Origin of the sequence: Adlercreutzia agrestimuris, assembly GCF_943193125.1 — a bacterium.
Classification (GTDB): Bacteria; Actinomycetota; Coriobacteriia; order Coriobacteriales; family Eggerthellaceae; genus Xiamenia; species Xiamenia agrestimuris.
Genome location: NZ_CALPCX010000002.1, coordinates 150,856 through 174,739, shown reverse-complemented (window position 1 = coordinate 174,739; position 23,884 = coordinate 150,856). Strand labels below are relative to the sequence as shown.

Below are 23,884 nucleotides of genomic sequence, written 5' to 3'. Positions count from 1 at the left end.
CGCGGCGCTATGCCAAGCCTTCTAGTCGTCCGTGTTTTTCGTAACGCGCTTGAGCGGTTATTGCATTTGCTTCGTCTACAAACACGACGTATGGAGCATGCATCGGATCTGCCGCCTCTTCGGGACTCATTTCCGCAAATGCCATAATGATAACCTTGTCACCAGGCGAAATATTATATGCCGCAGCTCCATTAAGGCACACCATACCACTTCCCTCTTCGCCAAAAATGACATACGTCTCAAGGCGCTCGCCGTTAGTGGCATCAGCTACTAAAACGCGTTCGTATTCGCGAATATGGGCTGCCCGAGCAAGAGCTGCATCCAACGTAATAGAGCCAACGTAGTCAATTTCTGCCTGGGTTACTGTCGCTCGATGAATCTTTCCTTTGAGCATAGTTAAGCGCATATGTTTATCCTCAAGAAGCCCTCATACGAAACAAAAATACCTTGCGTCTTTTAACGTAAGTACTCTAAAACCTTCTCGGTAGTTACCACACGAGAGTCATAGCAACGCGTGAAATACTCAAGTCCCGCTTCTTGTGTACCGATCAAAAAAGTAGCGCATGCATCAGCAGCAACAATGCTTTTATAGGTTCTAAAATAAGCACCAGCAAGTGTTTGCAAAACGCAAATATTGGTGTCAGCCCCTATTGCAATGAGGGTATCAACACCTAATTCGCGCAAAAGTAAGTCAAGGTCAGTTTGAAAAAAGCCATCATAGCGGCGCTTCGGAACGATAAAGTCTTCCTCGCACGCCTTCAAACACGCAAGAGGCTGCGCAGCTTCACTATCTTTGATGCCGTGCTCGCCCCACAGCTCCAACTCCCGATCAACCCCCGGCAAATGAGCGTCACAGCTAAAGATAACCGGCACACCCGCCTGACGCGCGGCAACGCAAATACGCTCAGCGTTTTCTGCCATCTTCTCAAGACCAGGCACAATGCCGCCTTCGCCACCCAAAATATCAATGACCAAAACAGCGGTCTTTGCCAGATCAATCTCGTCGGATTGCTGCCATTTGGTTGTTTGTGCCTGCGGTAAATAGGTCATGAGATTCCTTCCATATGATGATCTTTGCATATAAACCCTAGAGCTTACATCGTGCCCAGCATCAATCAAAGCAATGCTATTTGAAGTGGTGCCAACAAGATCCTTACCCCTTAATTGTTGAGCAGTTTACCTGGTAAATGTTGCCAAAGAGTTTCGCGGCATAATAAAGCCGACAAATGGTTGCCGGCTTTTAGATCGTATGGACTGATGTCCTATGAAATTGTCCCTTTAAAACAGTTGGTTATTCTGCCTTTTCAGATGCATAGAAAACAGCATCATCAAATACATCAGCAATAGAAGCGTCGCCCACGAAAGGAAGCGTCAAAAACTCGCTAATTGTTGGCACTAACTCGCTTGCATCTACGTAATGCCCCTTGTCATTGAGTTGCGTAGTGTCCTGCGCGCGCCAATACCTATCGTTGACATCTGTCAGGTAATACGTTGCACCGTCAACGTCCATATACACAGAATGATTCGTGTGCAAATAGGGCGTCAACTCCTCAAAGGAAATGTCGAGTGCCTCAGCAGCTTTCGTTCCCATTTCAACCCCTTTCGTTGGGTTTTGACCTTGTTCATATAATAGCAAGTCGTCTGGCTAATACTGCCGCAATTCAAAGATTCGTTAGCGAATTATTATTCCTTTATCGCATCTTGCAGCTTTTAAACAGCCGCGCGTGCATCAATGAGCTTCGTGGGCGAAAAAGCGCTCAGCAATGCGGGCTGTTTCGGCGGCATCTTTCGCGTAATAATCCGCACCCATACGTAAAGCATACTCAGGCGTCAAAACCGCACCAGCCACAATGACGCGCACCTGCGGCGCACGCTCATGCAAAAGTGATACTGTTTGCTCCATGGCCTTCACGGTTGTAGTCATAAGCGCCGAAAGCCCCACCAGCGTTATGCCACCATCTTCCACCGCAGAAAGAATGTCCTCAGGCGAAACATCTCTACCTAAATCAACAACGTTATAGCCGTAGTTTTCCAGCAACATTTTTGCAATGTTTTTACCGATATCGTGGATATCGCCCTTTACGGTTGCCACAGCAATAGTGCGCCGATCTGCAATTACTTTAGCGTCAGAGCATGCATCCATATGTGCGCGAACAACATCGAACCCCGCCTTTACCGCTTCAGCTGATGCCATCAATTGCGGCAAGAAAAACACTCCACTATCAAAGCGCCTGCCCGCCTCGTCAAGCGCAGGAATAAAAACGCCGTTAACAACATCAAGCGCATCGTGGGCTTCTAACAGCGCCAACGTAGCATCAGCCATAGGACCTCGCTGACCAGAAAGAATATGATGCATCATGCATGTCACTTCTGAAGCAGCATCAGCCAAGGCAGGCGAAATGGGAAGAGACAATTCAGGCATAGTGCGCTGATCGGCTGCAACAACCGAACCTTGCGCCCCTTCAGCAGCTCTTGGCGCATAGGGATCAAGGGCGTTTGCGAAGGTCTCAATGTAGGATCGAGAACCCACATCTTGCCCATTAAGCACACGAAATGCTGCCACGACATCACGATATCGAGCAGAAAGCGGATTCAAAATAGGTAGATCAAGGCCAGCCCCGAATGCGGCAGACAAAAACGTTGCATTCATAAGACCGCGCTGAGGAAGCCCGAAGCTAATATTGGACACGCCAAGCGCAGTTCTCACACCAAGTTGTTCTTTGACAAGCGACACCGCACGCAAGATTTCACACGCTTCATCTTGATTAGTAGCAGCTGCCATAACCAAACAATCAATCACGATATCTTCACGCGGAATACCTGCCGCTTCTGCTGCGCTTACAATCCGCTGAGCAGCACGCAAGCGACCTTCCGCTGTGGGCGGAATACCCGTTTCATCAAGCGTCAGCCCGAGCACCGCGCATCCATATTTTTTTACCAACGGAAGCACTGCCTCCAAGCTCTCCTGCTTGGCATTAACCGAGTTGATCAGCGGTTTTCCCGCATAGCTGCGCACAGCGCACTCTAATGCCTCCGGGTCTGACGAATCAAAGACCAAAGGTAGCGTGAGCGTTGCAGCCAGCTTATCTACAACACAAGCAAGCGTAGTCGGCTCATCCAGCTCAGGTAAGCCAACGTTCACATCCAACACGTCAGCCCCCGCCTCCGCTTGCGATACCGCCTCACCTACCACATAGTCGAAGTTTCCTGCCTTAAGTGCCGCTTGCAATTTAGGCTTTCCGGTAGGATTAATACGTTCGCCAATAACTGCAACACGTGGGGTACCTGCAGGCAGGACAACCGCTTTTTGAGCACTGGCCAGCACCAACGCTGGCTCATAAGCACGCGTCACAGGAGCAACAGCCTCATCTACGACTGCGCGCAATGCGCGAGTAAAATCTGGACTGCTGCCACAGCAACTGCCCACAATGTTAGCCCCGCATGCTATGAGCGCCTTCATTGACATGGCGAATTGTTCAGGCGTCACGTCATAGACGGTCATATCATTTTCCATACGTGGCATGCCCGCATTGGGCTGCACCATGAGCGGGCAGCGCACGCGTTGCGCCATGGATTGCGCAAGCGGCAAGAGCTCATCTGGACCAAGCGAGCAATTGATGCCCACAGCATGTGCGCCAAGCGACGAAAGCACCTCAGCTGCCACTTCTGGTGGTGTGCCCAGAAACGTCCGTCCGTCCTCACCAAACGTCATCGTTATAAAAACGGGTAAGTCAGTGTGCTCTTTAGCTGCAAGTAATGCCGCTTTAGCCTCACGCAGATCAGCAAGTGTCTCAATTAAAATCAGATCACATCCAGCCGTATCTGCTGCTTGCACTTGCTCGGCAAATATCTCATATGCATCATCAAATGAAAGCGTCCCAAGCGGTTCAAGCAGCGCTCCTGTCGGCCCAATATCGCCTGCAACATATCTTGCGTGCGCCTTTTTTGCGCACGCAACTGCCGCCTCATACACTTCCTGAACGCTTGCGTGACCCTCAAGCTTAAGCGCGTTCGCCCCGAAAGTATTGGTGGTAATAACCTCAGCACCTGCTGCAACATATGCAGCATGAATGTCGGTAATGGCCTGAGGGTTCGTTAAGTTTAATAAGTCGGGATTCACGCCCGGTTGTGCTAAGCCGCGCGCTTGCATCTGCGTTCCCATAGCGCCGTCAAACACCAAAAACTCGTTACCTAACAGCACTTGGCGCAAATGTTCATCGGCTATACGAAGCCCTGTGTCAAAAGATGATTTTGCTGGTTCATTCATCCCGCGTGATGTCACCTCATACACTGTTTCACCTACCATGACACGAGGTTCCTTTCTTTCGGAGTTCACAATGATAACGAAGTTGACACGCGCTACAGCGCGAACCCTCATCAGGAATAGTTGCTGCAGCATCGAATAGCCCCACAACCGCCGTCACGCTCTTAGTGGGAACCAAGAAGTTGTCGGGTGTGCACGTCAACCCAATGCGAACTGTGGCTTGCAGCGCACGAACAAACCCAGGTTGTACGTCAAGGGGCAGATCTCCATAACCAGGGCTATAGCGAAAGTTCGTGCGCAAACCGCGCTCAGTGGCATATGCCACCACCGACGCTTCCACGGCATTTGCAAGCGATTCCACCAATGCAGATGCGCACGCCCCATACAACATGCCATCAACTGCGCTTGTGGCAGCATATTTGCGCAGCTCGCGCTCGCTTTCAACACCAAGCGTGCAAGCAAGAAGCACAGCCTCTTTAGCTTTTGCCAGATGCGCGGCGATATCAGTACCCTCAAGCACCAATCCCGAAGCAAGCTTCACGCCTGTTTGAGTTACTTGTTCAATGGCGAAGCTTTCCCACACCCCTGCAGGCGACAAATCTTGCTCACATGCCTGCGCCAATAGCTCAAACCGCCCAAGTAGAGCATCATCTATAGCTTGACCGTTGTAGCCAACGTAGCGCAGCGCCTCTTGCCTATCAAGCGTTAACCCCTCGGGTCGTACCAACTGCGCCATGCAGCCTACACCTGTCCCGTTGCACGCAAAGCGCTGCAAGCAGCGTGCGCAATATCGGGCTGATTCATCGTATAAACGTGCAAGCCGTCAACGCCATGACGCGCCAGGTCAACAAGCTGGTTGCATGCATATTCAATACCCGCTTGGCGAAGTGATTCAGGATCACTTTCCCAACGTGCCAAAAGCTTAATAATAGGAGCAGGAAGAGATGCTCCGCACATAAATACCATGCGCTGAATTTGCGCTTTGCTCAAAAAGGGCATAATGCCACAAGATAAAGGCACATCCACGCCTGCCTTCAGCGCTGCTTCGCGAAACCTATAAAAGCAATCATTGTCGAAGAACAGCTGCGTGATTAAAAATGAAGCTCCCGCATCTTGCTTAAGCTTAAGATGCTGAATGTTAGCCGCATCGTCAAAGCAAGTTACATGCCCTTCAGGATATGCCGCACCACCCACACAAAAGCCATCAGCAACAAGTCGCTGCATCAAATCACACGCATAGACAAAAGGTTGCTGCTGCATATCGTGATCTTGATGGACAGCTTTTGCGCTAGTATCGCCTTGCGGCAAATCTCCTCGCAACGCCAAAACATTATGAACGCCATATGCCTGAAGCTCACCAACAGCGCGCTCATATGCCGCTTCATCCATTCCCGCACAGGTCAGATGAGCAACCGTAGGCACGGCAAAATCATCCTGAATCATAGACGCTATTGCTGCGGTGGCTTGCTTGTTTCCACCACCGCCAGCTGAGTAAGTAACGCTTATGAAGTCCGGATGCAGCTTAACTAAATGCGAGGCCATTTCACGAGCAACTTCATGGGTAAGATCACCTTTTGGCGGAAAGACCTCAAAGGAAATGGGCTTTTTTGCCGCACGTGCAGCTGAGTGAAAGATATGCGCAACGTTTCTCATGTGCTTGCGTCAACACCTAGCCTTCAAATGTCACACGTGCACCTTGCGGGGTATCTTCTATTACAAAGCCTAGACCCACTAGACCATCGCGCACCGCATCAGCCACTGCCCACTCTTTTGCAGCACGAGCTGCCGCGCGCGCATCCAACAAAGCTTCCACTGCGTCAAAGGCGTCGTCACCATCAAAACCAGCCAATTCTGCTGCCAGCGCGACCACCTCAACTGGATAAGCTTGCGTACCTTCGCCAGTAGCTTGCGCCTCAATGTCTATACCAAACACGCCCATCAGCGCCACGATGGTCTCGCGCACTTCACGCACAACCGCCGCGTCTGCCTCGGCAATTGTTTTGTCTGCCAACTCAGCATTTACGTCATTGACAAGGTCAAACACTGCTCCAAGGGCACGCGGTGCATTAAAGTCATCATCCATTGCTTCAATAAAAGCCTCACGAGCGTGTTGTGCCTGCTCAGCTAAGCGCTGCACGTTTACCGACGAAGCAACTTCAGCCGTGCTTGCCAGTTGCCAATCCAAATTCTTAACCGCGTTTTCAATGCGACCAAGCGCCGCGGCTGCCTCCGACAAACGCTCCTCAGAGAAATCAAGCGGCGAACGATAATGCGTCTGCAACATCAAAAAACGCAAGACTTCAGGTCGCGTGGTTTCCAACACATCACGCAACAACATAAAGTTCCCAAGCGACTTACTCATCTTCTCTTTATTGATTTGCAGCATGCCACCATGCATCCAGTGCTCAGCAAACGTGCACCCACACGCTGCCTCAGATTGCGCACGCTCGTTTTCGTGATGAGGAAACGCCAGGTCAGCTCCGCCTCCGTGAATATCAAAAGGCAGGCCTAAATACTTGCGCGACATAGCCGAGCACTCTATATGCCAGCCAGGACGACCCATACCCCACGGAGACTCCCACGCAGGCTCGCCCGGCTTTGCTGCCTTCCAGAGAGCAAAGTCAAGCTGGTCACGCTTGCGATCTTCGATGCCTTTTCCATCAGCACGCAATTCGCGATGACCTGCCTCCATCTCATCCACATTGCGACCAGACAGCTCACCATATGCCGGATATGAGCGCACAGCGAAATATACATCGCCTTCAACCTCATAAGCATGCCCTGTTTCAATTAAGTCACGCACCAATTCAATCATAGACTCAATTTCTTCGGTTGCTTTGGGTCTAATGGTCGGATCAAGTACACCAACTTTGTGCATATCCTCAATAAAGGCTGCGGTGTACTCAGCCGCTACATCGGCAGCACTTCTGCCTTCTTCATTTGCTTTTGCAATGATCTTATCGTCTACGTCGGTGACATTTTGCACGAAGGTCACGTCATAGCCACGCCACATAAGATAACGCCTAATGATGTCGAAAGAAATGAAGGTACGCGCATTACCAATATGAATGTAGTTATACACAGTCGGACCGCATACATACATGCCAATTTTGCCTTCATGCAGCTCTTTGAGGTCTTGCTTTTCGCGCGCTTTAGTGTCGTAAAGTTTAATCATGTTTTGTCCTTTGTAGTTAGTGCCTTTTGGGTATCTGAAAAAGGTTGTATCTTGCTTTGTTCACATATATGCCCACAAAGCAAGGCCCCATGCGTCTTTAATCTTCCGAAGCAGTGAACTCAAGCTCCTGTTCATTTACGCTCAGCAATGCGCGCAGCTGCATCATTTCTGCTTCAAGTTCTGCAATGCGCTCGCCTAAGCCTTCACACTTCTCTCCTACCAAGTCAGGTAGGTTCTCCTTATGCTGTGCGGCGGCCTGTTTTTCAATTTCAACACGTTGCCCATCGCGCACAACCACGCGTCCCGGAATACCAACTGCTGTTGAATTGGGGGGCACATCCGAAACTACTACCGCGCCACCGCCTACCTTAGCGTTGTCACCAATAGTAATGTTGCCAAGTACCGAAGCCCCCACGCCCACCAAAACATTATTACCAAGCGTTGGATGGCGTTTGCCCGTCTCTTTGCCGGTACCACCCAAAGTCACGCCCTGATAAAGCGTGCAATCATCACCAATGATTGTTGTTTCGCCAATGATGACCCCCATGGCGTGGTCAATAAAAAAGCGTCTGCCAATACGCGCAGCGGGATGAATTTCCACACCTGTCATAAAGCGTGTAAACTGCGACGATATGCGCGCCAAACTGCGCAAGCCATGATTCCATAACCAGTGCTCAATAACGTGTGACCAGCGAGCATGCAAGCCCGGATACGTCAACCAAATAACAAATGAGTTCTGCGCTGCGGGGTCTCTGTCTTTAACTGCTTGTATGTCTTCAGCAATAACACGAAAAATGTTCACGAGGATGTCCTATCTGTTGTTTAACCAGCGATGATATCAGGAGTTTTCCCTTTAACATCGACACAACAGACAAACGGCAGAAGCCGAAATACCCTCTTCGCGACCTTCAAAGCCAAGCCACTCTGTCGTGGTTGCTTTGACCCCCACCGACTCAACAGAAATTCCTATGGCGTCTGCCAAGTTTTGTCGCATCTGATCTCGGTAAGGTGAGAGTTTTGGCGCTTGTGCAGCAATAACGCTATCAATATCCAAAATGGCAAAGCCCAGCTGCCTGACATAGTCAGAAACATGCGCTAATAGTTTGAGTGAATCAGCGCCTGCGTATGCCGGATCGGTATCAGGGAAAAGCTTCCCGATGTCACCTGCACGCGCGGCGCCTAAGATAGCATCAGAGATAGCATGCGCTAGCACATCTGCATCTGAATGACCCAAAAGCCCACGATCGTGAGGGATATCAACCCCGCCTAAGATGAGCTTGCGATCTTTCGCCAATGCATGCACGTCATATCCTTGACCAATGCGTAAGCGTGCAAAATCTGCGACCGCAGCGTTGGCCGTGGCTGCAAGAGATTCTCTGTTCTGCTCAGGCGTTGTCATCGAGCTTCCTCTTTCATATATTGCGCCCGTACGGCAGCTGCCAAAAGCAAATAGTCTTCAGGGACGGTGAGCTTAATGTTGTCACGCTTGCCTTCAACTACCAACACGCGGCCTCCAAGCCGCTCAATAAGCGAGGAGTCATCGGTTCCCACAAATCCATCGGAAAGCGCACTCGCATGAGCACGACGATAAATACCAGCGCGAAAAACCTGAGGGGTTTGCGCGTTCCAAAATACGCGCCTGTCAGGGGTTCCAACAACAACACCGTTTTCGACAACCTTAAGCGTATCAACCGAGGGATGCGCTACCACCGCGCCGTCGCAATCAATGTTGCCCTTAAGTGTAGCTATGGTATGCGCAATCAGCTCAGGGGTGATCAGCGGCCGCGCTCCATCATGCAAGATGACATATTCGAAAGTATCAGGCACGTACTCAAGTCCAGAAAAAGCCGACTCTTGGCGGCTTTGTCCCGAAGGTGCCACCACAACAGGCGTTACAAAGGGAAATGGATCAATTGCGCGCTTGAGATATTCGCTCTCACGTTCTTCTGGGCACACTATTACGATAAGACCAATGTCTCCGACCGCATCAAATGCCTCAGCAGACCACGTCAAAATAGGTTTACCTGCAATTTCAACAAGCTGCTTGCCCCCTTCGTTGCCGAAACGCTCACCAGTGCCACCAGCCAAAATAATGGCTGCTGTTTGCGGATTCTTGTCCACCTGTCCTTTAAGACCAGTCAGCGTTTGCGTCAGCGCATCAAAGTCAAACACATCTGGAATGGTCTCCGGAGCATGGAGTGCCTCTGATGAAAAAATGGGGTCCACAATCTTAGGCATATGCGTATCCTTTTATTCGCGAAATCATGCTTGATAGTATAACAAAAAAGGCTGCCTGCGCTTGGCAAGCAGCCCTTCGATATATAAGAGACGCTGATGCTTGTTGCGCTTCTTAGTCGGCAGCGCCGCCTGAAGCAGATCCACCGCCGATGCCGGCACCAGCATGACCAAGATCGTAATTTGTGAGCAACAACTCTGTTTCTCGCGCAATGTTGTCGCGTTTACGTGGTGCAGGAATTGACCCAGACCCTGCCGTAAAGATGAGCTCGCCATCAACTGCGTCAACATCAACAACAGAACCGCTTGTCCATTTGCCTTCCAAAATTTCCTCGGAGAGCGGGTCTTCCAGCAAACGCTGGATAGCACGACGAAGCGGACGAGCGCCATAAGCAGCGTCAGTGCCTTCCTTCGCCACGAGCTTGCAAGCTTCATCAGTCAAGTTGATAGTCATATTCTGAGCAATCATGCGATCGCGCAGGTCAGCAACCATAAGCTTAACAATCTCAACAATCTGCTCGTCGGTCAGTGATTTGAACACGATAATCTCATCAATGCGGTTCAAGAACTCTGGCCTGAACAACTTTTTCACTTCAGCCATAACGCGGCTATTGATCTCTTTGTCAGAAAGACCTTGCTTGCCCTCAGTGGAGAAACCAAGCGTAGTAGGCTGAGCAATCTCACGTGCGCCCACATTTGACGTCATAATAATGACGGTATTGCGGAAATCAACGGTGCGTCCCTGTGCGTCAGTCAGGCGACCCTCCTCTAGAATCTGGAGGAGAATGTTGAATACATCCGGATGTGCTTTTTCTATCTCGTCAAAGAGCACCACCGAATATGGACGCTGACGTACAGCTTTGGTAAGTTGTCCGCCTTCATCAAAGCCAACATAGCCAGGAGGCGAACCCACCAGACGCGACACCGAATGCTTTTCCATATATTCAGACATGTCGAAGGACAAAAGTGCATCTTCTGAGTTAAACAAGAACTCGGCAAGCGCCTTAGAAAGCTCCGTTTTACCAACACCAGATGGACCAAGGAAGATAAACGAGCCAGCCGGGCGTTTGGGATCTTTGAGTCCTGCGCGCGAACGGCGGATTGCCTTTGACAAAGCCGTCACAGCTTCTTCTTGTCCAATAACGCGCTCGTGAAGCACTTTTTCCATGCGCAAAAGCTTCTCTGTTTCAGCTTCAGTCAAGTTGGATACCGGCACGCCTGTGGTCATGGACACGACATCGGCAATATCTTCTACCGTGATCTGCTGAACTTGTTTACTTGCGTCTTCTTCCCACTGCTTTTGGGCTTCCGTGCGCTTATTTTTGAGCTCTGTTTCTTGATCGCGAAGGCTTGCCGCGCGCTCAAAATCTTGAGCTGCAATTGCTGCATCCTTTTCTCCGCGCACACGACGAAGTTCATCATCAAGATCTCGCAGCTCTTTTGGCAACGTCATATTGCGAATACGCATGCGGGCGCCAGCCTCATCAAGTACATCAATTGCCTTGTCGGGCAGGAATCGATCTTGGATATAACGATCCGAAAGCGAGACTGCTGCCTGAAGCGCCTCGTCAGTGAAGTGCACCTGATGATGTGCCTCGTACCTATCACGCAAGCCTTCCATGATGCGAACCGCCTGCTCTTCAGAAGGCTCCCCAACCGTGATAGTCTGGAAACGTCGCTCAAGCGCAGAGTCTTTTTCCAGGTGTTTGCGATATTCGTCAAGCGTTGTGGCACCAATAACTTGAATCTCACCTCGAGATAGCGGCGGCTTCAAAATTGCAGCCGCGTCAATTGAGCCTTCCGCAGATCCAGCACCAATAAGCGTATGCATCTCATCAATGAACAGAATAACGTCGCCTGCATCCATAACTTCTTTGATGCACTTTTTGAGACGATCTTCAAATTCACCACGATATTTTGAACCGGCTACAAGCGCTGAAATATCAAGCGTAATCAGGCGTTTCCCGCGCAAAATATCTGGAACCTGATTAGAGACAATCAATTGGGCTAGGCCCTCAGCAACAGCTGTTTTGCCTACGCCCGGCTCGCCGATAAGCAACGGGTTGTTTTTCTGGCGGCGGGACAAAATCTGCATGACGCGCTCAATTTCACCTGCGCGGCCGATGACTGGGTCCAGCTTTCCTTCACGCGCCTTCTTTGTAAGATCGGTGCCAAATTCCTTCAGCATACTGTCAGTGCTTTGGCTTGTCGGGTCAAACGGACTTCTTCCAGCGTACACCGGAGACTGCCCCACCAGATCATTAAGTGCCGTGCGCACATCATCACCGCTCACATCAAGGCGGTTCAAGACCTCAAGCGCTGTACCTTCGCCCTCGCGCACAATACCAAGCAGCAAGTGTTCGGTAGAAATGTAGCTTTGTCCCATCTGCATAGCTTCACGCAAGGAATTCTCCAACACGCGCTTAACGCGTGGCGTAAAATTAAGATGACCGGACACATCAGCGTCTTCGTCAATAACAACAGCTTGGCGAATTGCCTGCACAACCCCATCGTAGGTAACATTGAGTCGATCTAGTGCCTGGGCAGCCAAACCGTCTTTTTCCTGAATAAGACCGAGCAGAATGTGCTCGGTACCGACGTAGGGTTGATGGAGCGAGCGCGCCTCGTCTTGAGCTAGGACAAGCACTTTGCGCGCTTTGTCCGTAAATTTCTCGAATGACATAGGATCCTCTATTCTCACATGCTCGTACGTACAATGTAACGAATACCATGTTAGCACTCACGTCAATAGACTGCTAAGAACTCTTCTACAAGCCATAGGAAATGCGTATTACGAGCTACCGAATACTACAAGAGGTGCACAGGGCTCGCCTCGCTTTGCATGCGACCGCTCTGCCGAAACCCGCATTGCGCCTGCTTCGCATACGTTCGCAGGGCGCCTTTCGCGTTTTCGCGTCGTTTTGCCGCATGAAGCCTCTTAACGTCACGCATGATGTCTCACACACAAAAAAGTTGACGCCGAATATAATTTCGACGTCAACATGCGCGTGCTTGGTATATTTATTCTCAGAACTACTATTGCCCTGGTTATTGGTACGGCGACTCTATACCCATCCGTACTATCTTGAATGCTTTCCGCGACGCTCCTCTGGTGCTGGCGATGTAGGCATCTGATATGTGCTACGCACCTGGTTAGAACCTCGCAATGGATTCACATCTTGTGTTTGCGATGATTGAGATTGTGCCGCTTGCGTACTTGACAAAAACGCATTTCGTGCGCGCCGCTCGCTCTCCTTACGCTTGCGAAGCGCAACCAAGATCACAATCAGAGCCACCACAACCACAATCAGCACAACTATGATGGGCAGTAGCGTGTCACCCGTTCTTGCTAAAGTGTACATTTCTTATCCTATCTGCGCTTTCGCTTATGGTTTCTCTCCAAAACAAACCACAAGCATGTACCCCACAATTGGCAATCTTAGCACGCATTACACGCAGATAAAACAGCCGATCTGCCTAAAGCGTGTGCACGTGGCGAGAACGTGCCACCTTCTCATGAGTCTTGCTTTAGGCAAAACAGGTTGGCGAACTATTCGGCTGCAAGAACCTCAGGAGAAGAAAGCAGCTCATCAAGTGCGATATTTTGAGTGCTTTGGGCTTTTTGGCTTTTTGCTTTCCTTGCGAAGATGCCTTTAAACATTGCTGGCGTAGCTGCCCATGAGCCAGACTGAGGAACTGCATCTTCTTGTGCAAGTGTACAAATTGCATCTGATGCCACCTTTGAGCTAATGCCCATATGAGCAAAGCGCTGCTCAAGCTTGTTGCAGTATGATGCATCGACAGAATCCATAGCTGAAATGGCATTTAAAGCCTGATCATTGAAAAGTTTCATGGTTTGCTCCTTTCGACACAAACTAGTATATGCATCCAAGTCATGTATCAATTGGTCGAAAGAACGAATCAAAGCACATCCTTTTGTGCAGTTGCACAAAAGCTTTGTCGTGCTTAAAACACTACGACAAGTATGTCAGCATGAGCAGCACAGCTAATTCCCGGTCAGAAAAATGCTCAACTGCTAAAACTTCCTTGATCTTTTTAAGTCTATAGCGAACGGTATTTGGATGTTGAAAGAGCAACTCTGCCGTCATTTTAACCTCGCCAAGCGCCTCAGCAAAAGCTTGCGCAGTTGTACCAAGCTCACTCTCATGATCTTCATCGTAGTCATACAACAAGGATTTCACCAGGTGCGATGCACGCATATACATGCGATCGGTGCTAGCAGCTGCTCGAAATGCATCAAGACGAAGCGTGGTCCAACGAACAGATTCAACCTGTTCTTTCTGCGCTGTGTTCAATGCCGCCATGGCTTGACGAAGCGCAATGTCTCCCTCTCCCAGTGTTACTTCTTGGCTGATTCCACAACGAAAATGTCCTGCAGTAGCAACACATTTTTCCAAGTCGGCATCGGAAATAGCAATAGCTTTTAAGGGCGGACGCTTAAACGAAACAAATCCGAGCACCATGCCTCTATATGGACATACAAAGGTGCGCTCAACGTCATCCCACCGATTCCCATAAGCATCTAACACATCAACAACATTGCGAAGCAACGCGCGTAGCGACGCTTCATCCTCAGACAAAGGCGAAAGCGCAACACATTGTATGGTTGCACCTGTCACACCAGCAATGTCAAAGAAATTTGAACGTATCGCCTGTTCATCAGAAGGCGCCAAGATCTCATCAATCAAATGAGTTCGCTCCGAGTCAAACGCATCAGCATCCAGCAAATTCATTGCACTTGCAATAATGCGCTCCAGATAGCGACCCTCATAGAAAAATAGCGGCACACCTGATTCTTGGCTATACTGCGCTACTCGCGGACTTATCTCTTTGAGGGCGACTGGCTTAATAGCAAGAGCGGACACGTTACGCTCCATAAGAGCCATGATTGCTTCATCGGCAAGCTCAGGATAATGCCCCGCAAATCCCAGAGATGTAAAAATGAATTCGCCTGGGGTAAATAAATCGTAGTTTTTCGTAAAAGGCTCATGATCAAGCGTGCCTACGCCAGTCACGACACGATCGAATGCGTTTTCGCACGTACAGGCAGGCCAGATGCGGTCAAAAACTGGCAAACCGCAAATATCACCAACAGTAATCATTACTCTTGTACTCCATGGCGTGCTGAACGTCGCGGGGTGCGAACGCGTAAAAACGATCCTACCGTCAGCAAAGAAGGCGTGGTGATCCGGTAGATATTCTTTGAGCGATTAGCATCAACCGCGCAAACCCAATCGTCATCTTGTGCACGCGCAAGCGCATCTTGTATTGTTTGAGGTGCATCTTCGCCATGCATATCTGGACCAAAAAAGGGATACCATCTCACATCTTGTACCACCAGGGCGAACGGATCGGCATCCGGACTCAATACCTCAAGCGACTCCCCTTCAGAGAATCTATTTCTACACACGACATATGCATAGCAAGCACCAGTCACTGCATCTTGACGTACCTCTACCACGTCAGCTACATGAATAGTCTCTTGTTCGTATCCATCATACTCAGGAGCTTGCACGCCTTCATGGAAGTAGAAGCCCGTGTCGTAGGGACGATGCGAGATAGCAAAGAGCTCATCTTCAACAGTCTGGGGATCTTGACCATCAAGAACGCGACGATACGCGCTCACCACCGTCGCCACGTAAAATGCCTTCTTGTTGCGGCCTTCAATCTTGATGGAATTCACACCAGCGCGGGCAAGTTCGCGAACATGAGCCAACATATTGAGGTCTTTGGCATTCATGATAAATGATCCGCGTTCGGTCTCTTCAACAGGGAAAAATTGACCTGGCCGTTTCTCTTCTTCAATCTGATAGCTCCAGCGACATGGCTGCGTGCAGTTACCCTTGTTACCAGAGCGACCAGTCAAATATGAACTGATCAGGCATCTTCCTGAAACCGCCATACACATGGCTCCATGCACAAATGCCTCAAGCTCCAAATCGTCCGGGATTTCTTGACGCATGCGCGTTATATCAGCAAGCGACATTTCTCTTGCACACACAACGCGCTTTGCTCCCAACGAATGCCACACCCGCGCCGCTTGCGCGTTTGCAACAGAGGCTTGTGTGCTTACATGACGCTCCACACGAGGCGCCACTTCTCCTGCAACCACAAAGGCGCCCATATCGCCAATGATAAACGCATCCACTCCCGCTTCATCAAGGGCGCGAAAATAGTCCGGGAGCTCATCCATGTCGTCCGGGTGCATCAATATATTGCAGGTCACATGCACTTTTGCGCCTGCCTCGTGAGCGAGTGCTACCGCTTCAGGAATTTCATCCATGGCGAAATTGGTGGCTCGTGCGCGCATACCGAACTTATCCGCTGCCAAATAAACAGCATCAGCGCCAAACGCCAGCGCGGCGCGCAATTGTTCCATGCCGCCCGCTGGCGCTAAAAGTTCCATATTAATTTTTTCGCCATTGACTTTGCCCTGATGGTTACTCACGGCATTCATCCTCACCTGAAAGCTTAATGCTTAATACAGTTTTGCGCCGGCAGGAATTCGGTCATCCAACATAAGGAGATTTAAGCATTCCTCATTTTCTGCGCCTTCGCCCTCACCAGGTATTTCACACACAGCCGAAATAAGCATACCGCACGAATCAATACCCATCATCTTACGCGGTGGCAAATTTGTGATAGCAACGCAGGTTTTTCCGACGAGCTCTTCAGGCTCATAGTAGGCATGAATACCCGACAAAATCACACGATCTTCGCCCGAGCCATCATCAAGCACAAACTTCAGAAGCTTCTTTGACTTTGGAACAGCCTCACACGTCTTCACCTTCACCACACGGAAATCCGACTTGCTGAAAGTGTCAAAGTCTACGAAGTCCTCAAACAGCGGCTCAATAACCACATCCGAATAAGCAGGCTTCGCAAGAGGTGCGCTTGCCGAGATGCTTGTCTCAGCGCTAGCAGCAGATCCACGGTTGTTGTCAGCAGGCGCCTCGTCGCGCATATGCGGGAACAGCAGTACGTCGCGAATGGACGGCGCATCAGCCAAAAGCATTACCAAGCGGTCAATGCCAACACCTACACCGCCAGCAGGAGGCATACCATACTCCAGTGCGCGAATATAGTCGGCGTCATAACCCATAGCTTCATCGTCGCCCATGTCTTTAGCTTCCACCTGTGCGCGGAAACGCTCGGCCTGGTCAACGGGGTCATTGAGCTCAGTAAACGCGTTTGCATATTCATGACCCAAGATAAAAAGCTCAAAGCGCTGCGTCAACTCAGGATTGTCTGGATGCTTCTTTGCTAAAGGTGATACCTCAAGCGGATGATCAATCACAAACGTTGGCTGGATAAGCTTTTCTTCGGCTACTGCCTCAAAAATCTCAGCGATCAGCTTACCTTTACCCCAGGCTGCTTCTGCATGTCCACCATTGCGTTCAAGAATGGCAACAAGCTCTTCGCGCGTGCGATCAAATGAAACATCTTCGCCTGCACCTTCACTTGCAAGTTCAATCATAGATGCGCGGCGCCATGATCCTGAAAGATCTACGGGTGTGCCTTGATAGGTGATCTCAAGGGTGCCACATGCGGCCATTGCTGCAGCTTTGATATAGCCCTCGGTCAAATCCATCATGCCATCAAGATCAGAAAATGCCTGATAAGCCTCCATAGTGGTGAATTCAGGATTATGATACGGATCCATGCCTTCATTGCGGAACTGGCGGCCAATCTCAAAGACCTTTTCAAAACCGCCGACCAGTAGACGCTTCAGAGGAAGCTCAGTTGCAATGCGCAAATAGTAATCGCGATCCAGTGCGTTGAAGTGCGTGATGAACGGCTTTGCATTGGCGCCACCGATAATGGCATGCAAAAACGGGGTTTCTACCTCATAGAAGCCCTGTTCTTCCATATAGCGACGAATTGCAGACACGATTTTGAAGCGCTTCTGAAATACGTCTTTAACCTCAGGGTTCATAACAAGGTCAACATAGCGTTGGCGATAGCGCGTTTCTTTGTCAGCAAGTCCATGGAACTTCTCAGGCAGCGGACGAAGGCTTTTTGACAAAAGCTCAAAACGCTCAACCGCAACTGAAAGCTGACCACGCTTTGTGCGCATCATGGTGCCGGCAACACCCAGCCAGTCTCCTACGTCAACAAAATCTTTAAGGTCTGCGTATGCCTCTTCACCAAGTGCATTTACTCGACAAAACAGCTGAATATTGCCTGTGGCATCGCGCAGCTCTAAAAACATGATCTTGCCTTGGTCACGTTTAGCCATCACGCGACCAGCAATTTGCACCTCGTCGGTAGTAGATTCGCCATCTTCAAGCTCTGCATATTTCTCATCAAGCTCTTCAATGTGATGGGAATAAGAAAATGCATGACCATAAGGATCTCTGCCTGCATCTAAAAGCGCTTGACGCTTATTTTTGCGCACCTCAATAGGATCATCCTCGATAGCCTCAATGCCGATGCGCTCGTTTGCAGCAGATTCTTTTTCTGATGTAGGATTCTTGATGGTGTCACTCATAAATCAGCCTTAATGCTCGATTTTCTCAACCGTCATAACAATGTCGCGACCAGTCGGTCCGGTAGCAGTCACCGTATCGCCCTTTTTCGCACCTAAAAGCGCAGCTCCTACAGGAGACTCGTTGCTGATTTTGCCTGCTGCAGAATCGCTCTCAGCCCCGCCAACAATGGTGAATACTCGTTCTTTGCCGCCCATGCTCACGGTAACCGTTGAGCCAATGTTTACGCGACTTGAACGCTTAGGGGTATTCACAACGGTTGCCTCAGAAAGAATGCGGCTAATCTCGGCAATGCGAGCTTCCATCATGCCCTGCTCGTTTTTCGCGTCATCGTACTCGGAATTCTCAGAAATATCCCCGAATTCACGCGCAATTTTAATGCGCTCTCCAACCTCAGCACGCTTTTCGGTCTCCAGGTAGTGCAACTCTTCTTCCAGTTTTGCCTTACCCTCTTGCGTCAAAACGTAATTTGCATCTGCCATGCGTCAAGCCTCCATATAGAAAAAACGACATGCGCACCAAGCGTGACGCATGTCGCACGTTTATGATGTCACCTAGAGCTATTCAGACTTTTTCTTCACCGTGGTCTTTTTTGCGGTGGTAGTCTTTTTAGCAGTTGTCGTCTTTTTAGGAGCAGCCTTCTTTACTGGCTCTTCGACAACTTCTTCCTCTTCTTCGATGAATTCCTCATCATCGTCGTCATCAGCGTCTTCGATCTCCTTCTTGCCAGCACCCATGCCGTCGCGCAAGTTCTTGACCGTCTTGCCCAGCGCGCTACCAAGTTTAGGAAGGTTCTTCGGGCCAAAAATGAGCAGGATCACCGCAAGGATGATAAGGAGCTCCGGGACGCCCATTCCGAAAAGTTTCATTGCTTCCTCCGTGATATTTCAAAAATGCAACTACACCGTGTAGTCACTGACCCTCGAAACTTTACCACAATCCTGTGATCTTGTGCTCATCTTCTTCAAACATTACAGGCGCTACATAACTTACGGACACCGCAGCACTGAGAAGAAACATGCAATTCAGCGATATTGCAAGAGCGTTTATGGCCACAGCAACAACAAACCCCGCTGGCAAGCCAGCGGGGTTTGAAAAATTCATGGTCGGGTTGACAGGATTTGAACCTGCGGCCTCTGCGTCCCGAACGCAGCGCTCTACCAAGCTGAGCCACAACCCGATTTTGAATGCTGAAAACAGCGACGTTTATCTTAGCATAGCCACCGCATTGCTAGCAAGATGAAAATCTTGCATCAGGAAAGATTCTTAGCGGCAACGAGTAAATTGTGAGCTGGCAGCTGCAACCTCTTAGCTGCACGCTGCAACGTGAAAGCTACTGGCCGCGATTTTGTTTGCGCTTTGCTAAGTGCTCAAGCGAAACCACTTTCGTCACAAAAATGCCCTCGCTCATCACATCGCCAGCATCATCGTAAGCTCGCACATTCCAGTACTGCTTCATGCCGCTCACTTTTGACGGCTCCTCGTGGTCAAGTTCAGCAACGCCGCGAATATGTCCTGACTGGGCGCTTTTACGATGACGAACATCAATTTCAACCCCAAAAGGACGCTCTTTGGACATATCGCAATGCATATGCGCCCCGCGTGATGCAACGGTCTCCAAGAGCGCTAGCGTGACACCACCGTGCACATAGCCAAAAGGCTGATGAAACTGTGGCAGAATAGGCATAATAGCTTCAACGCGCTCAGGATCATCGTGCGTAAACTCAATATGAAGCACATCAGCAAAGGTGTCAGAGGTAGACGCAACTGCACTATCTGAAGCCGCCGAATCATATTCCTGATCAGCAACAATAGCCTCAGAATCAGCGTGTCTCGTATCCATATCCATCCCTACTTTTACCTGGATTATTTCTCTTTAGGGGAAGTTTTGCTTTCGCCCTCTTTGACGGCGCGCTTTGCATCGCGCTTAAACGTTTTGGTGGTATTAATGAGAATGGCACCAATGAGAAACGGCATCCAAAAGACAATTCCGCGATACACCAGCGCAATGGACAAACCTGCTGCCGCCGTCTCGCCGAATGCAGTAAAAGCAACTACCACCGCTGCCTCAACAACACCAACACCTTGCGGCGTAATAGAGATCATGGCGAAAAGCGTCGCCACCACATAGCCGCAAATGAGTGCTTCGGGCGTGTGCACGCCAAACCCAACACCGACCAAGCAAAAACATGCAAGTTCGCATGTGCTTGCAAATATCGAGCAGCCAAATGCCTTTGCGGTTGTTTTTGGATTGCGAGCAATCAGACCGGCAGCCTCAGAAAAAGATGCAACGATGCGATCAACCCAGGGCTCAAGTGCCTTGCGCTTGAATTTCACGAGGATTCGGTTGACTAGGCGCTCTATGGGTCGCAAAACCCGTTTTAACACGCGGGGCTTCTTGCGACCAAGCACCATAATGACCACCATAGCGCCCACCAACACTAACACCAACAACCCCAGCAAAAACCATACCGGCGAAAGTCCGACCGTTACCGCCAAAAGAGTAAAGCCAATCAACATGATGCAAGCAAAGCCTGAATCAATGGTGATCTGCATTAACAACGCAGCAGACGTTGCCTTGCCTGGCGCAATGCCTCGCCTGCGCGCATCATCTACCACCAATGTTGTGCCTGCTAGATTAAGCGATGGAGCAATGGTATTTACGAAAAAGGTGCCGAATACCAGCGGAAGTGTTGAACGCGCATCCATGCGCTCACCAACCGCCTCAAAGGCATATGAATAGGCAAAGCTTTGCGCAAAGTATTTCCCTAGCTGCGTACAAACTGCAGCAATAAGTGGAACTACCGCTCCTTGCTTGATGGTGTCAGCTAGCTCTACTAGCTGATCGCCGCGCAAGAGTATCATTGCCAACACAATGACAATAACCACGCCGATTAGTATTTTACGGATAGACAGCTTCACTTAAGGAATTCCACCAAGTCAGTATGCATGAGAAAATCCAACTCTGCAGGATTATCGCGCTCAGTCTCAATAAAGAGAAAGCCGTAATTGCCTACACGGTTTACGTCATACTCTCGCATTTCCAATACCTTATTAAAACGTGCGCAAAAAGCATCATAATCAAACGTTTCTTTACCGGTTATCCCTGATGGCGGATTCAAAAGTGACATGGTATATACCTTGTCATCCTTGCCGGCAAAGGCGGCATCAAAATCCACTGGTTTATCATCCAAGAAAGCCTCATAGGTACGATATCCGTAACCATAGAGCGCAACATCAGTACCACCAAGACCTGCAAAACGCAGCGGGTTAAACTCGATAGGCGTTACTTTACCATCTACCACGCGAACTTCAACGTGAACCGGGAAATTACGCACGCCTATAATCTCATTTACCTGGTCAAGCCATGACTTAAACAGAGGAGCCATTTCGCGCACAAGTGGAGCGCTGGTCACATACATCCTGTCTGATGTATCCTCAGGTGACATAAAGTCATGACGAAGCACGTTAAGCATATGCGCTTTGCCCTGCTCGTCAAAGTAGGCATCAAGCGCATACTCAGTACCCGTAATGTAGCCTTCTAAGATATACGTCTCAGTGCCTACGACGCTCTCAGGATACATTGCCTTCCAGCTCTCAGCGCTTTGAGCAATATCAGCAAGCGCATTGTTCCAGTCATCCTCGCTTTGGATAGCATATACACCCATGCTGCAAAAACCCACTGAAGGCTTGAGCACAAACGGCACGGGAAGCTGAGAGAAGTCAACATTTGCCAATTCATCAGCGCTCATTGTTTTATAAAACAAATCGGGGTTGAGTGGTGCAAGCGCCTTGCGCATAGCAGCCTTATCCTTAAAGGTCTCAATTCCTTCACGTAAGCTTAGATTGTCGGTGTTTTCAAGAATCCATGCTAATGCATTTTCGGAGTTGGTATATACTCGCTCACCTTTGTTGATGCGGTTTGCGGTTTCCTCATCATCAACCATATTGAGATTAAAGCGCTTCGCCAGTCCCTCAACAAACTCATTACGACGTACCGGATGCTGAGTTTCTTCCATCCACGTCAGCAGTGGCTCTGAGGCATATGGCTCATCAAGCAAGATCATGCACAAACTCCTTTACGACCTTTAAGAAGTAATTTTTGATGCATGCTCAAGCATACCATCTTGCTGAGCTTGCATACGTAGCTTTGCGCCATTTTCGGCTTGCTGCCCCCATCCAGTTGCCTCTCGAATGCGTTTCGTCTGCGATCCAGAAGAAACGCCAGCAGCTTTTGTGTGGGGCTTTTTCGTCATGCGATTACGAAAATGCCGCCATGCTTGGCGCAGGTGCAAAGGCTCGTCGAATGCTTCGCGCTTTACAAATAACCATACTATCAGCAAAAGCGCAGCAAGCGACACCGTCCATGTCTCTTCAAACAAAAATTCCGCACCAGCAATGAGCACAAGCGCCGTGAGCGAAAATGCCCATGCCGTGCGAAGACGCAAAATCAAACCGATTGCGCAAATAATGAGCACAACCGAACAGAGCAACATTATTGGCATGGAAAAGAGATTACCGTAATCAACCCATAAGGTCAGCGTCGTAAATGGTCGCATGTCATGCGGGATGATGGCCAAGCAGATATTCGCCACCGCTACCATAAGCAGCAACGTACCCGAAATCCAACCGGCATCTTGTGCACGCTTTTCTTGGGATTCGTCGCCTTTTTGCTTAAAGAATCCCGTACGGGAAAGCATGAGCGCCCCAATACAAAACGGTATCCAGAAAATGATGCCGCGATATACCAGCGCAATTGCTGCGGCCGTAGCAACCGCACAGCCATGCGCAGTCAGAATAGCGGTAATTGCCGCTTCGGTCACGCCAATGCCCTGCGGCGCAGGTGACACCATAATAAGCACAGCAGCTATAGCGAATGAGATAACCAGCGCCCCCACTTGCTCATAACCAAACGCATATCCCACAGCTACCAAGCATGCCATGTTGAGCATTCCTGAAAATGCCGCATATGCCACACAAATTGCCGTCCCTTTCGGATTGTGCGCCAGAACATGCGCCGAAGAAACAAGAGACGCACTCGTCTTTTTTGCCCAATCGCTCCCTAAAGACTTCTTAAAAAGACCGAGGAGCTTATTACCAATCAGCTGTACCACAGCAAGCAGTTTATCCAACACAAACGGCCATTTATATGCCACCACAAAAACACCCACCAGTCCAACCAACGTTGCAACCATAGCAAGCGTCCCGAGCAAAAACCACGTATTCATCTTGCCGGCCGCAATCATTGTCACGCACCCCATAAGTGAGACCATCATGACAGCAGCAAAATATCCGATCTGAGAAAGAATTGCCCCTGAAGTAGCTTGCCCGACATCGCAGCCTTGCTCATGAGCATCATCAATGATAAAAGCCACCCCCGCTGCACCAGAAAAAAGGCAAAACGTGTTGATAAATACGAGCGAAAAAATGAGTTTGACGTTGTGCCAGAATGGTGTTTTATGCCCTACTGCCGCAAAAGCTTCCTCATACGAAGCCGCTTGCACAAAATGACGACCAAGCATCAACAAAACCGCTGCAATAAGAGGAACGACTGCACCGCCCCGCACTGACTTAATGAAGTTTGAGAGCAAATCAGCATTCGCCAACAAAAAGCATACACACGCAACGCCAAGCACCAAAAGCAGCGCCTTTTTCATGAGATGCCTCCTGAGAATCTGATGTCTTTTTTGCTACCGTCCA

At 49.7% G+C, this 23,884-nt stretch carries 22 protein-coding genes and 1 tRNA gene; all 23 read right to left on the bottom strand.

The annotated features are described in order from the left end of the window. Positions 1–7: 7 nt before the first annotated feature. A complete protein-coding gene (gene panD, locus NFR28_RS03915; RefSeq protein ID WP_251178521.1) occupies positions 8–406 on the bottom strand; it encodes an aspartate 1-decarboxylase in 399 nt (132 codons plus the stop codon). A 50-nt stretch (positions 407–456) separates the two neighbouring features. Further along, positions 457–1,050 carry a cysteine hydrolase family protein gene (locus NFR28_RS03910; RefSeq protein ID WP_251178520.1) on the bottom strand — a complete coding sequence of 198 codons (594 nt, stop codon included), beginning with the start codon at positions 1,048–1,050 and terminating at the stop codon, positions 457–459. Between the two features lie 241 nt (positions 1,051–1,291). Next, the gene (locus tag NFR28_RS03905; RefSeq protein WP_251178519.1) at positions 1,292–1,591 is read right to left on the bottom strand and encodes a CDP-alcohol phosphatidyltransferase; all 300 of its coding nucleotides are present in this window, start codon (positions 1,589–1,591) and stop codon (positions 1,292–1,294) included. Positions 1,592–1,729: 138 nt separating this feature from the next. Then, positions 1,730–4,306 (bottom strand): homocysteine S-methyltransferase family protein, encoded by a 2,577-nt coding sequence (locus NFR28_RS03900; protein WP_251178518.1) that lies wholly within the window; start codon positions 4,304–4,306, stop codon positions 1,730–1,732. Further along, complete coding sequence (locus NFR28_RS03895) at positions 4,296–5,000, bottom strand: vitamin B12 dependent methionine synthase (RefSeq protein WP_251178517.1); 705 nt, start codon at positions 4,998–5,000, stop codon at positions 4,296–4,298. The genes NFR28_RS03900 and NFR28_RS03895 overlap by 11 nt, the downstream gene beginning before the upstream one ends. Positions 5,001–5,005: 5 nt before the next feature. Beyond that, positions 5,006–5,917 (bottom strand): methylenetetrahydrofolate reductase, encoded by a 912-nt coding sequence (locus tag NFR28_RS03890; RefSeq protein ID WP_251178516.1) that lies wholly within the window; start codon positions 5,915–5,917, stop codon positions 5,006–5,008. A 16-nt stretch (positions 5,918–5,933) separates the two neighbouring features. Next, entirely contained in the window at positions 5,934–7,439 is a 1,506-nt protein-coding gene (gene cysS / locus NFR28_RS03885) for a cysteine--tRNA ligase (RefSeq protein ID WP_251178515.1), read from the bottom strand. Between the two features lie 97 nt (positions 7,440–7,536). Beyond that, positions 7,537–8,241, bottom strand: coding sequence for a serine O-acetyltransferase (cysE, locus tag NFR28_RS03880; protein WP_420840397.1), 705 nt, complete (start codon positions 8,239–8,241; stop codon positions 7,537–7,539). Positions 8,242–8,292: 51 nt separating this feature from the next. Beyond that, positions 8,293–8,838, bottom strand: coding sequence for a 2-C-methyl-D-erythritol 2,4-cyclodiphosphate synthase (ispF, locus tag NFR28_RS03875; RefSeq protein ID WP_251178514.1), 546 nt, complete (start codon positions 8,836–8,838; stop codon positions 8,293–8,295). Beyond that, the gene (gene ispD, locus NFR28_RS03870; protein WP_251178513.1) at positions 8,835–9,677 is read right to left on the bottom strand and encodes a 2-C-methyl-D-erythritol 4-phosphate cytidylyltransferase; all 843 of its coding nucleotides are present in this window, start codon (positions 9,675–9,677) and stop codon (positions 8,835–8,837) included. Before ispD ends, ispF begins: the two co-directional genes overlap by 4 nt. A 112-nt stretch (positions 9,678–9,789) precedes the next feature. Next, the gene (locus tag NFR28_RS03865; RefSeq protein WP_251178512.1) at positions 9,790–12,357 is read right to left on the bottom strand and encodes an ATP-dependent Clp protease ATP-binding subunit; all 2,568 of its coding nucleotides are present in this window, start codon (positions 12,355–12,357) and stop codon (positions 9,790–9,792) included. A gap of 397 nt (positions 12,358–12,754) precedes the next feature. Beyond that, positions 12,755–13,036 (bottom strand): LPXTG cell wall anchor domain-containing protein, encoded by a 282-nt coding sequence (locus tag NFR28_RS03860; RefSeq protein ID WP_251178511.1) that lies wholly within the window; start codon positions 13,034–13,036, stop codon positions 12,755–12,757. Positions 13,037–13,224: 188 nt separating this feature from the next. After that, on the bottom strand, positions 13,225–13,527 hold the full coding sequence (locus NFR28_RS03855) for a hypothetical protein (RefSeq protein ID WP_251178510.1): 303 nt from the start codon (positions 13,525–13,527) through the stop codon (positions 13,225–13,227). A 121-nt stretch (positions 13,528–13,648) separates the two neighbouring features. Beyond that, entirely contained in the window at positions 13,649–14,797 is a 1,149-nt protein-coding gene (locus tag NFR28_RS03850; RefSeq protein ID WP_251178509.1) for a PucR family transcriptional regulator, read from the bottom strand. Then, on the bottom strand, positions 14,797–16,143 hold the full coding sequence (locus NFR28_RS03845; protein WP_251178508.1) for a U32 family peptidase: 1,347 nt from the start codon (positions 16,141–16,143) through the stop codon (positions 14,797–14,799). The genes NFR28_RS03850 and NFR28_RS03845 overlap by 1 nt, the downstream gene beginning before the upstream one ends. A 30-nt stretch (positions 16,144–16,173) precedes the next feature. After that, positions 16,174–18,186 (bottom strand): lysine--tRNA ligase, encoded by a 2,013-nt coding sequence (gene lysS / locus NFR28_RS03840; protein ID WP_251178507.1) that lies wholly within the window; start codon positions 18,184–18,186, stop codon positions 16,174–16,176. Between the two features lie 9 nt (positions 18,187–18,195). Further along, positions 18,196–18,666 carry a transcription elongation factor GreA gene (greA, locus tag NFR28_RS03835; protein ID WP_251178506.1) on the bottom strand — a complete coding sequence of 157 codons (471 nt, stop codon included), beginning with the start codon at positions 18,664–18,666 and terminating at the stop codon, positions 18,196–18,198. A gap of 78 nt (positions 18,667–18,744) precedes the next feature. Beyond that, positions 18,745–19,053: a twin-arginine translocase TatA/TatE family subunit gene (gene tatA, locus NFR28_RS03830; protein WP_251178505.1), complete on the bottom strand. Its 309-nt coding sequence runs from the start codon at positions 19,051–19,053 to the stop codon at positions 18,745–18,747. Between the two features lie 234 nt (positions 19,054–19,287). After that, a tRNA-Pro gene (locus NFR28_RS03825) sits at positions 19,288–19,364 on the bottom strand. A 153-nt stretch (positions 19,365–19,517) separates the two neighbouring features. Continuing rightward, positions 19,518–20,027, bottom strand: a complete 510-nt coding sequence (locus NFR28_RS03820) for a PaaI family thioesterase (RefSeq protein WP_251178504.1) — start codon at positions 20,025–20,027, stop codon at positions 19,518–19,520. 23 nt (positions 20,028–20,050) lie between these two features. After that, complete coding sequence (locus NFR28_RS03815) at positions 20,051–21,106, bottom strand: lysylphosphatidylglycerol synthase transmembrane domain-containing protein (RefSeq protein WP_251178503.1); 1,056 nt, start codon at positions 21,104–21,106, stop codon at positions 20,051–20,053. Further along, on the bottom strand, positions 21,103–22,251 hold the full coding sequence (locus tag NFR28_RS03810) for an ATP-grasp domain-containing protein (protein ID WP_251178502.1): 1,149 nt from the start codon (positions 22,249–22,251) through the stop codon (positions 21,103–21,105). Before NFR28_RS03810 ends, NFR28_RS03815 begins: the two co-directional genes overlap by 4 nt. A 21-nt stretch (positions 22,252–22,272) precedes the next feature. Next, positions 22,273–23,841 carry a lysylphosphatidylglycerol synthase transmembrane domain-containing protein gene (locus NFR28_RS03805; protein WP_251178501.1) on the bottom strand — a complete coding sequence of 523 codons (1,569 nt, stop codon included), beginning with the start codon at positions 23,839–23,841 and terminating at the stop codon, positions 22,273–22,275. Positions 23,842–23,884: the final 43 nt, after the last annotated feature.

Coding starts and splice junctions, on each gene's coding strand:
- ispF (WP_251178514.1), bottom strand. CDS start 8,838: ATGACAACGCCTGAGCAGAACAGAGAATCTCTTGCAGCCACGGCCAAC.
- NFR28_RS03810 (WP_251178502.1), bottom strand. CDS start 22,251: ATGATCTTGCTTGATGAGCCATATGCCTCAGAGCCACTGCTGACGTGG.
- greA (WP_251178506.1), bottom strand. CDS start 18,666: ATGGCAGATGCAAATTACGTTTTGACGCAAGAGGGTAAGGCAAAACTG.
- NFR28_RS03905 (WP_251178519.1), bottom strand. CDS start 1,591: ATGGGAACGAAAGCTGCTGAGGCACTCGACATTTCCTTTGAGGAGTTG.
- lysS (WP_251178507.1), bottom strand. CDS start 18,186: ATGAGTGACACCATCAAGAATCCTACATCAGAAAAAGAATCTGCTGCA.
- NFR28_RS03855 (WP_251178510.1), bottom strand. CDS start 13,527: ATGAAACTTTTCAATGATCAGGCTTTAAATGCCATTTCAGCTATGGAT.
- cysS (WP_251178515.1), bottom strand. CDS start 7,439: ATGATTAAACTTTACGACACTAAAGCGCGCGAAAAGCAAGACCTCAAA.
- NFR28_RS03900 (WP_251178518.1), bottom strand. CDS start 4,306: ATGGTAGGTGAAACAGTGTATGAGGTGACATCACGCGGGATGAATGAA.
- NFR28_RS03805 (WP_251178501.1), bottom strand. CDS start 23,841: ATGAAAAAGGCGCTGCTTTTGGTGCTTGGCGTTGCGTGTGTATGCTTT.
- NFR28_RS03860 (WP_251178511.1), bottom strand. CDS start 13,036: ATGTACACTTTAGCAAGAACGGGTGACACGCTACTGCCCATCATAGTT.
- NFR28_RS03865 (WP_251178512.1), bottom strand. CDS start 12,357: ATGTCATTCGAGAAATTTACGGACAAAGCGCGCAAAGTGCTTGTCCTA.
- NFR28_RS03910 (WP_251178520.1), bottom strand. CDS start 1,050: ATGACCTATTTACCGCAGGCACAAACAACCAAATGGCAGCAATCCGAC.
- tatA (WP_251178505.1), bottom strand. CDS start 19,053: ATGAAACTTTTCGGAATGGGCGTCCCGGAGCTCCTTATCATCCTTGCG.
- NFR28_RS03895 (WP_251178517.1), bottom strand. CDS start 5,000: ATGGCGCAGTTGGTACGACCCGAGGGGTTAACGCTTGATAGGCAAGAG.
- NFR28_RS03890 (WP_251178516.1), bottom strand. CDS start 5,917: ATGAGAAACGTTGCGCATATCTTTCACTCAGCTGCACGTGCGGCAAAA.
- NFR28_RS03850 (WP_251178509.1), bottom strand. CDS start 14,797: ATGATTACTGTTGGTGATATTTGCGGTTTGCCAGTTTTTGACCGCATC.
- ispD (WP_251178513.1), bottom strand. CDS start 9,677: ATGCCTAAGATTGTGGACCCCATTTTTTCATCAGAGGCACTCCATGCT.
- panD (WP_251178521.1), bottom strand. CDS start 406: ATGCGCTTAACTATGCTCAAAGGAAAGATTCATCGAGCGACAGTAACC.
- NFR28_RS03820 (WP_251178504.1), bottom strand. CDS start 20,027: ATGGATACGAGACACGCTGATTCTGAGGCTATTGTTGCTGATCAGGAA.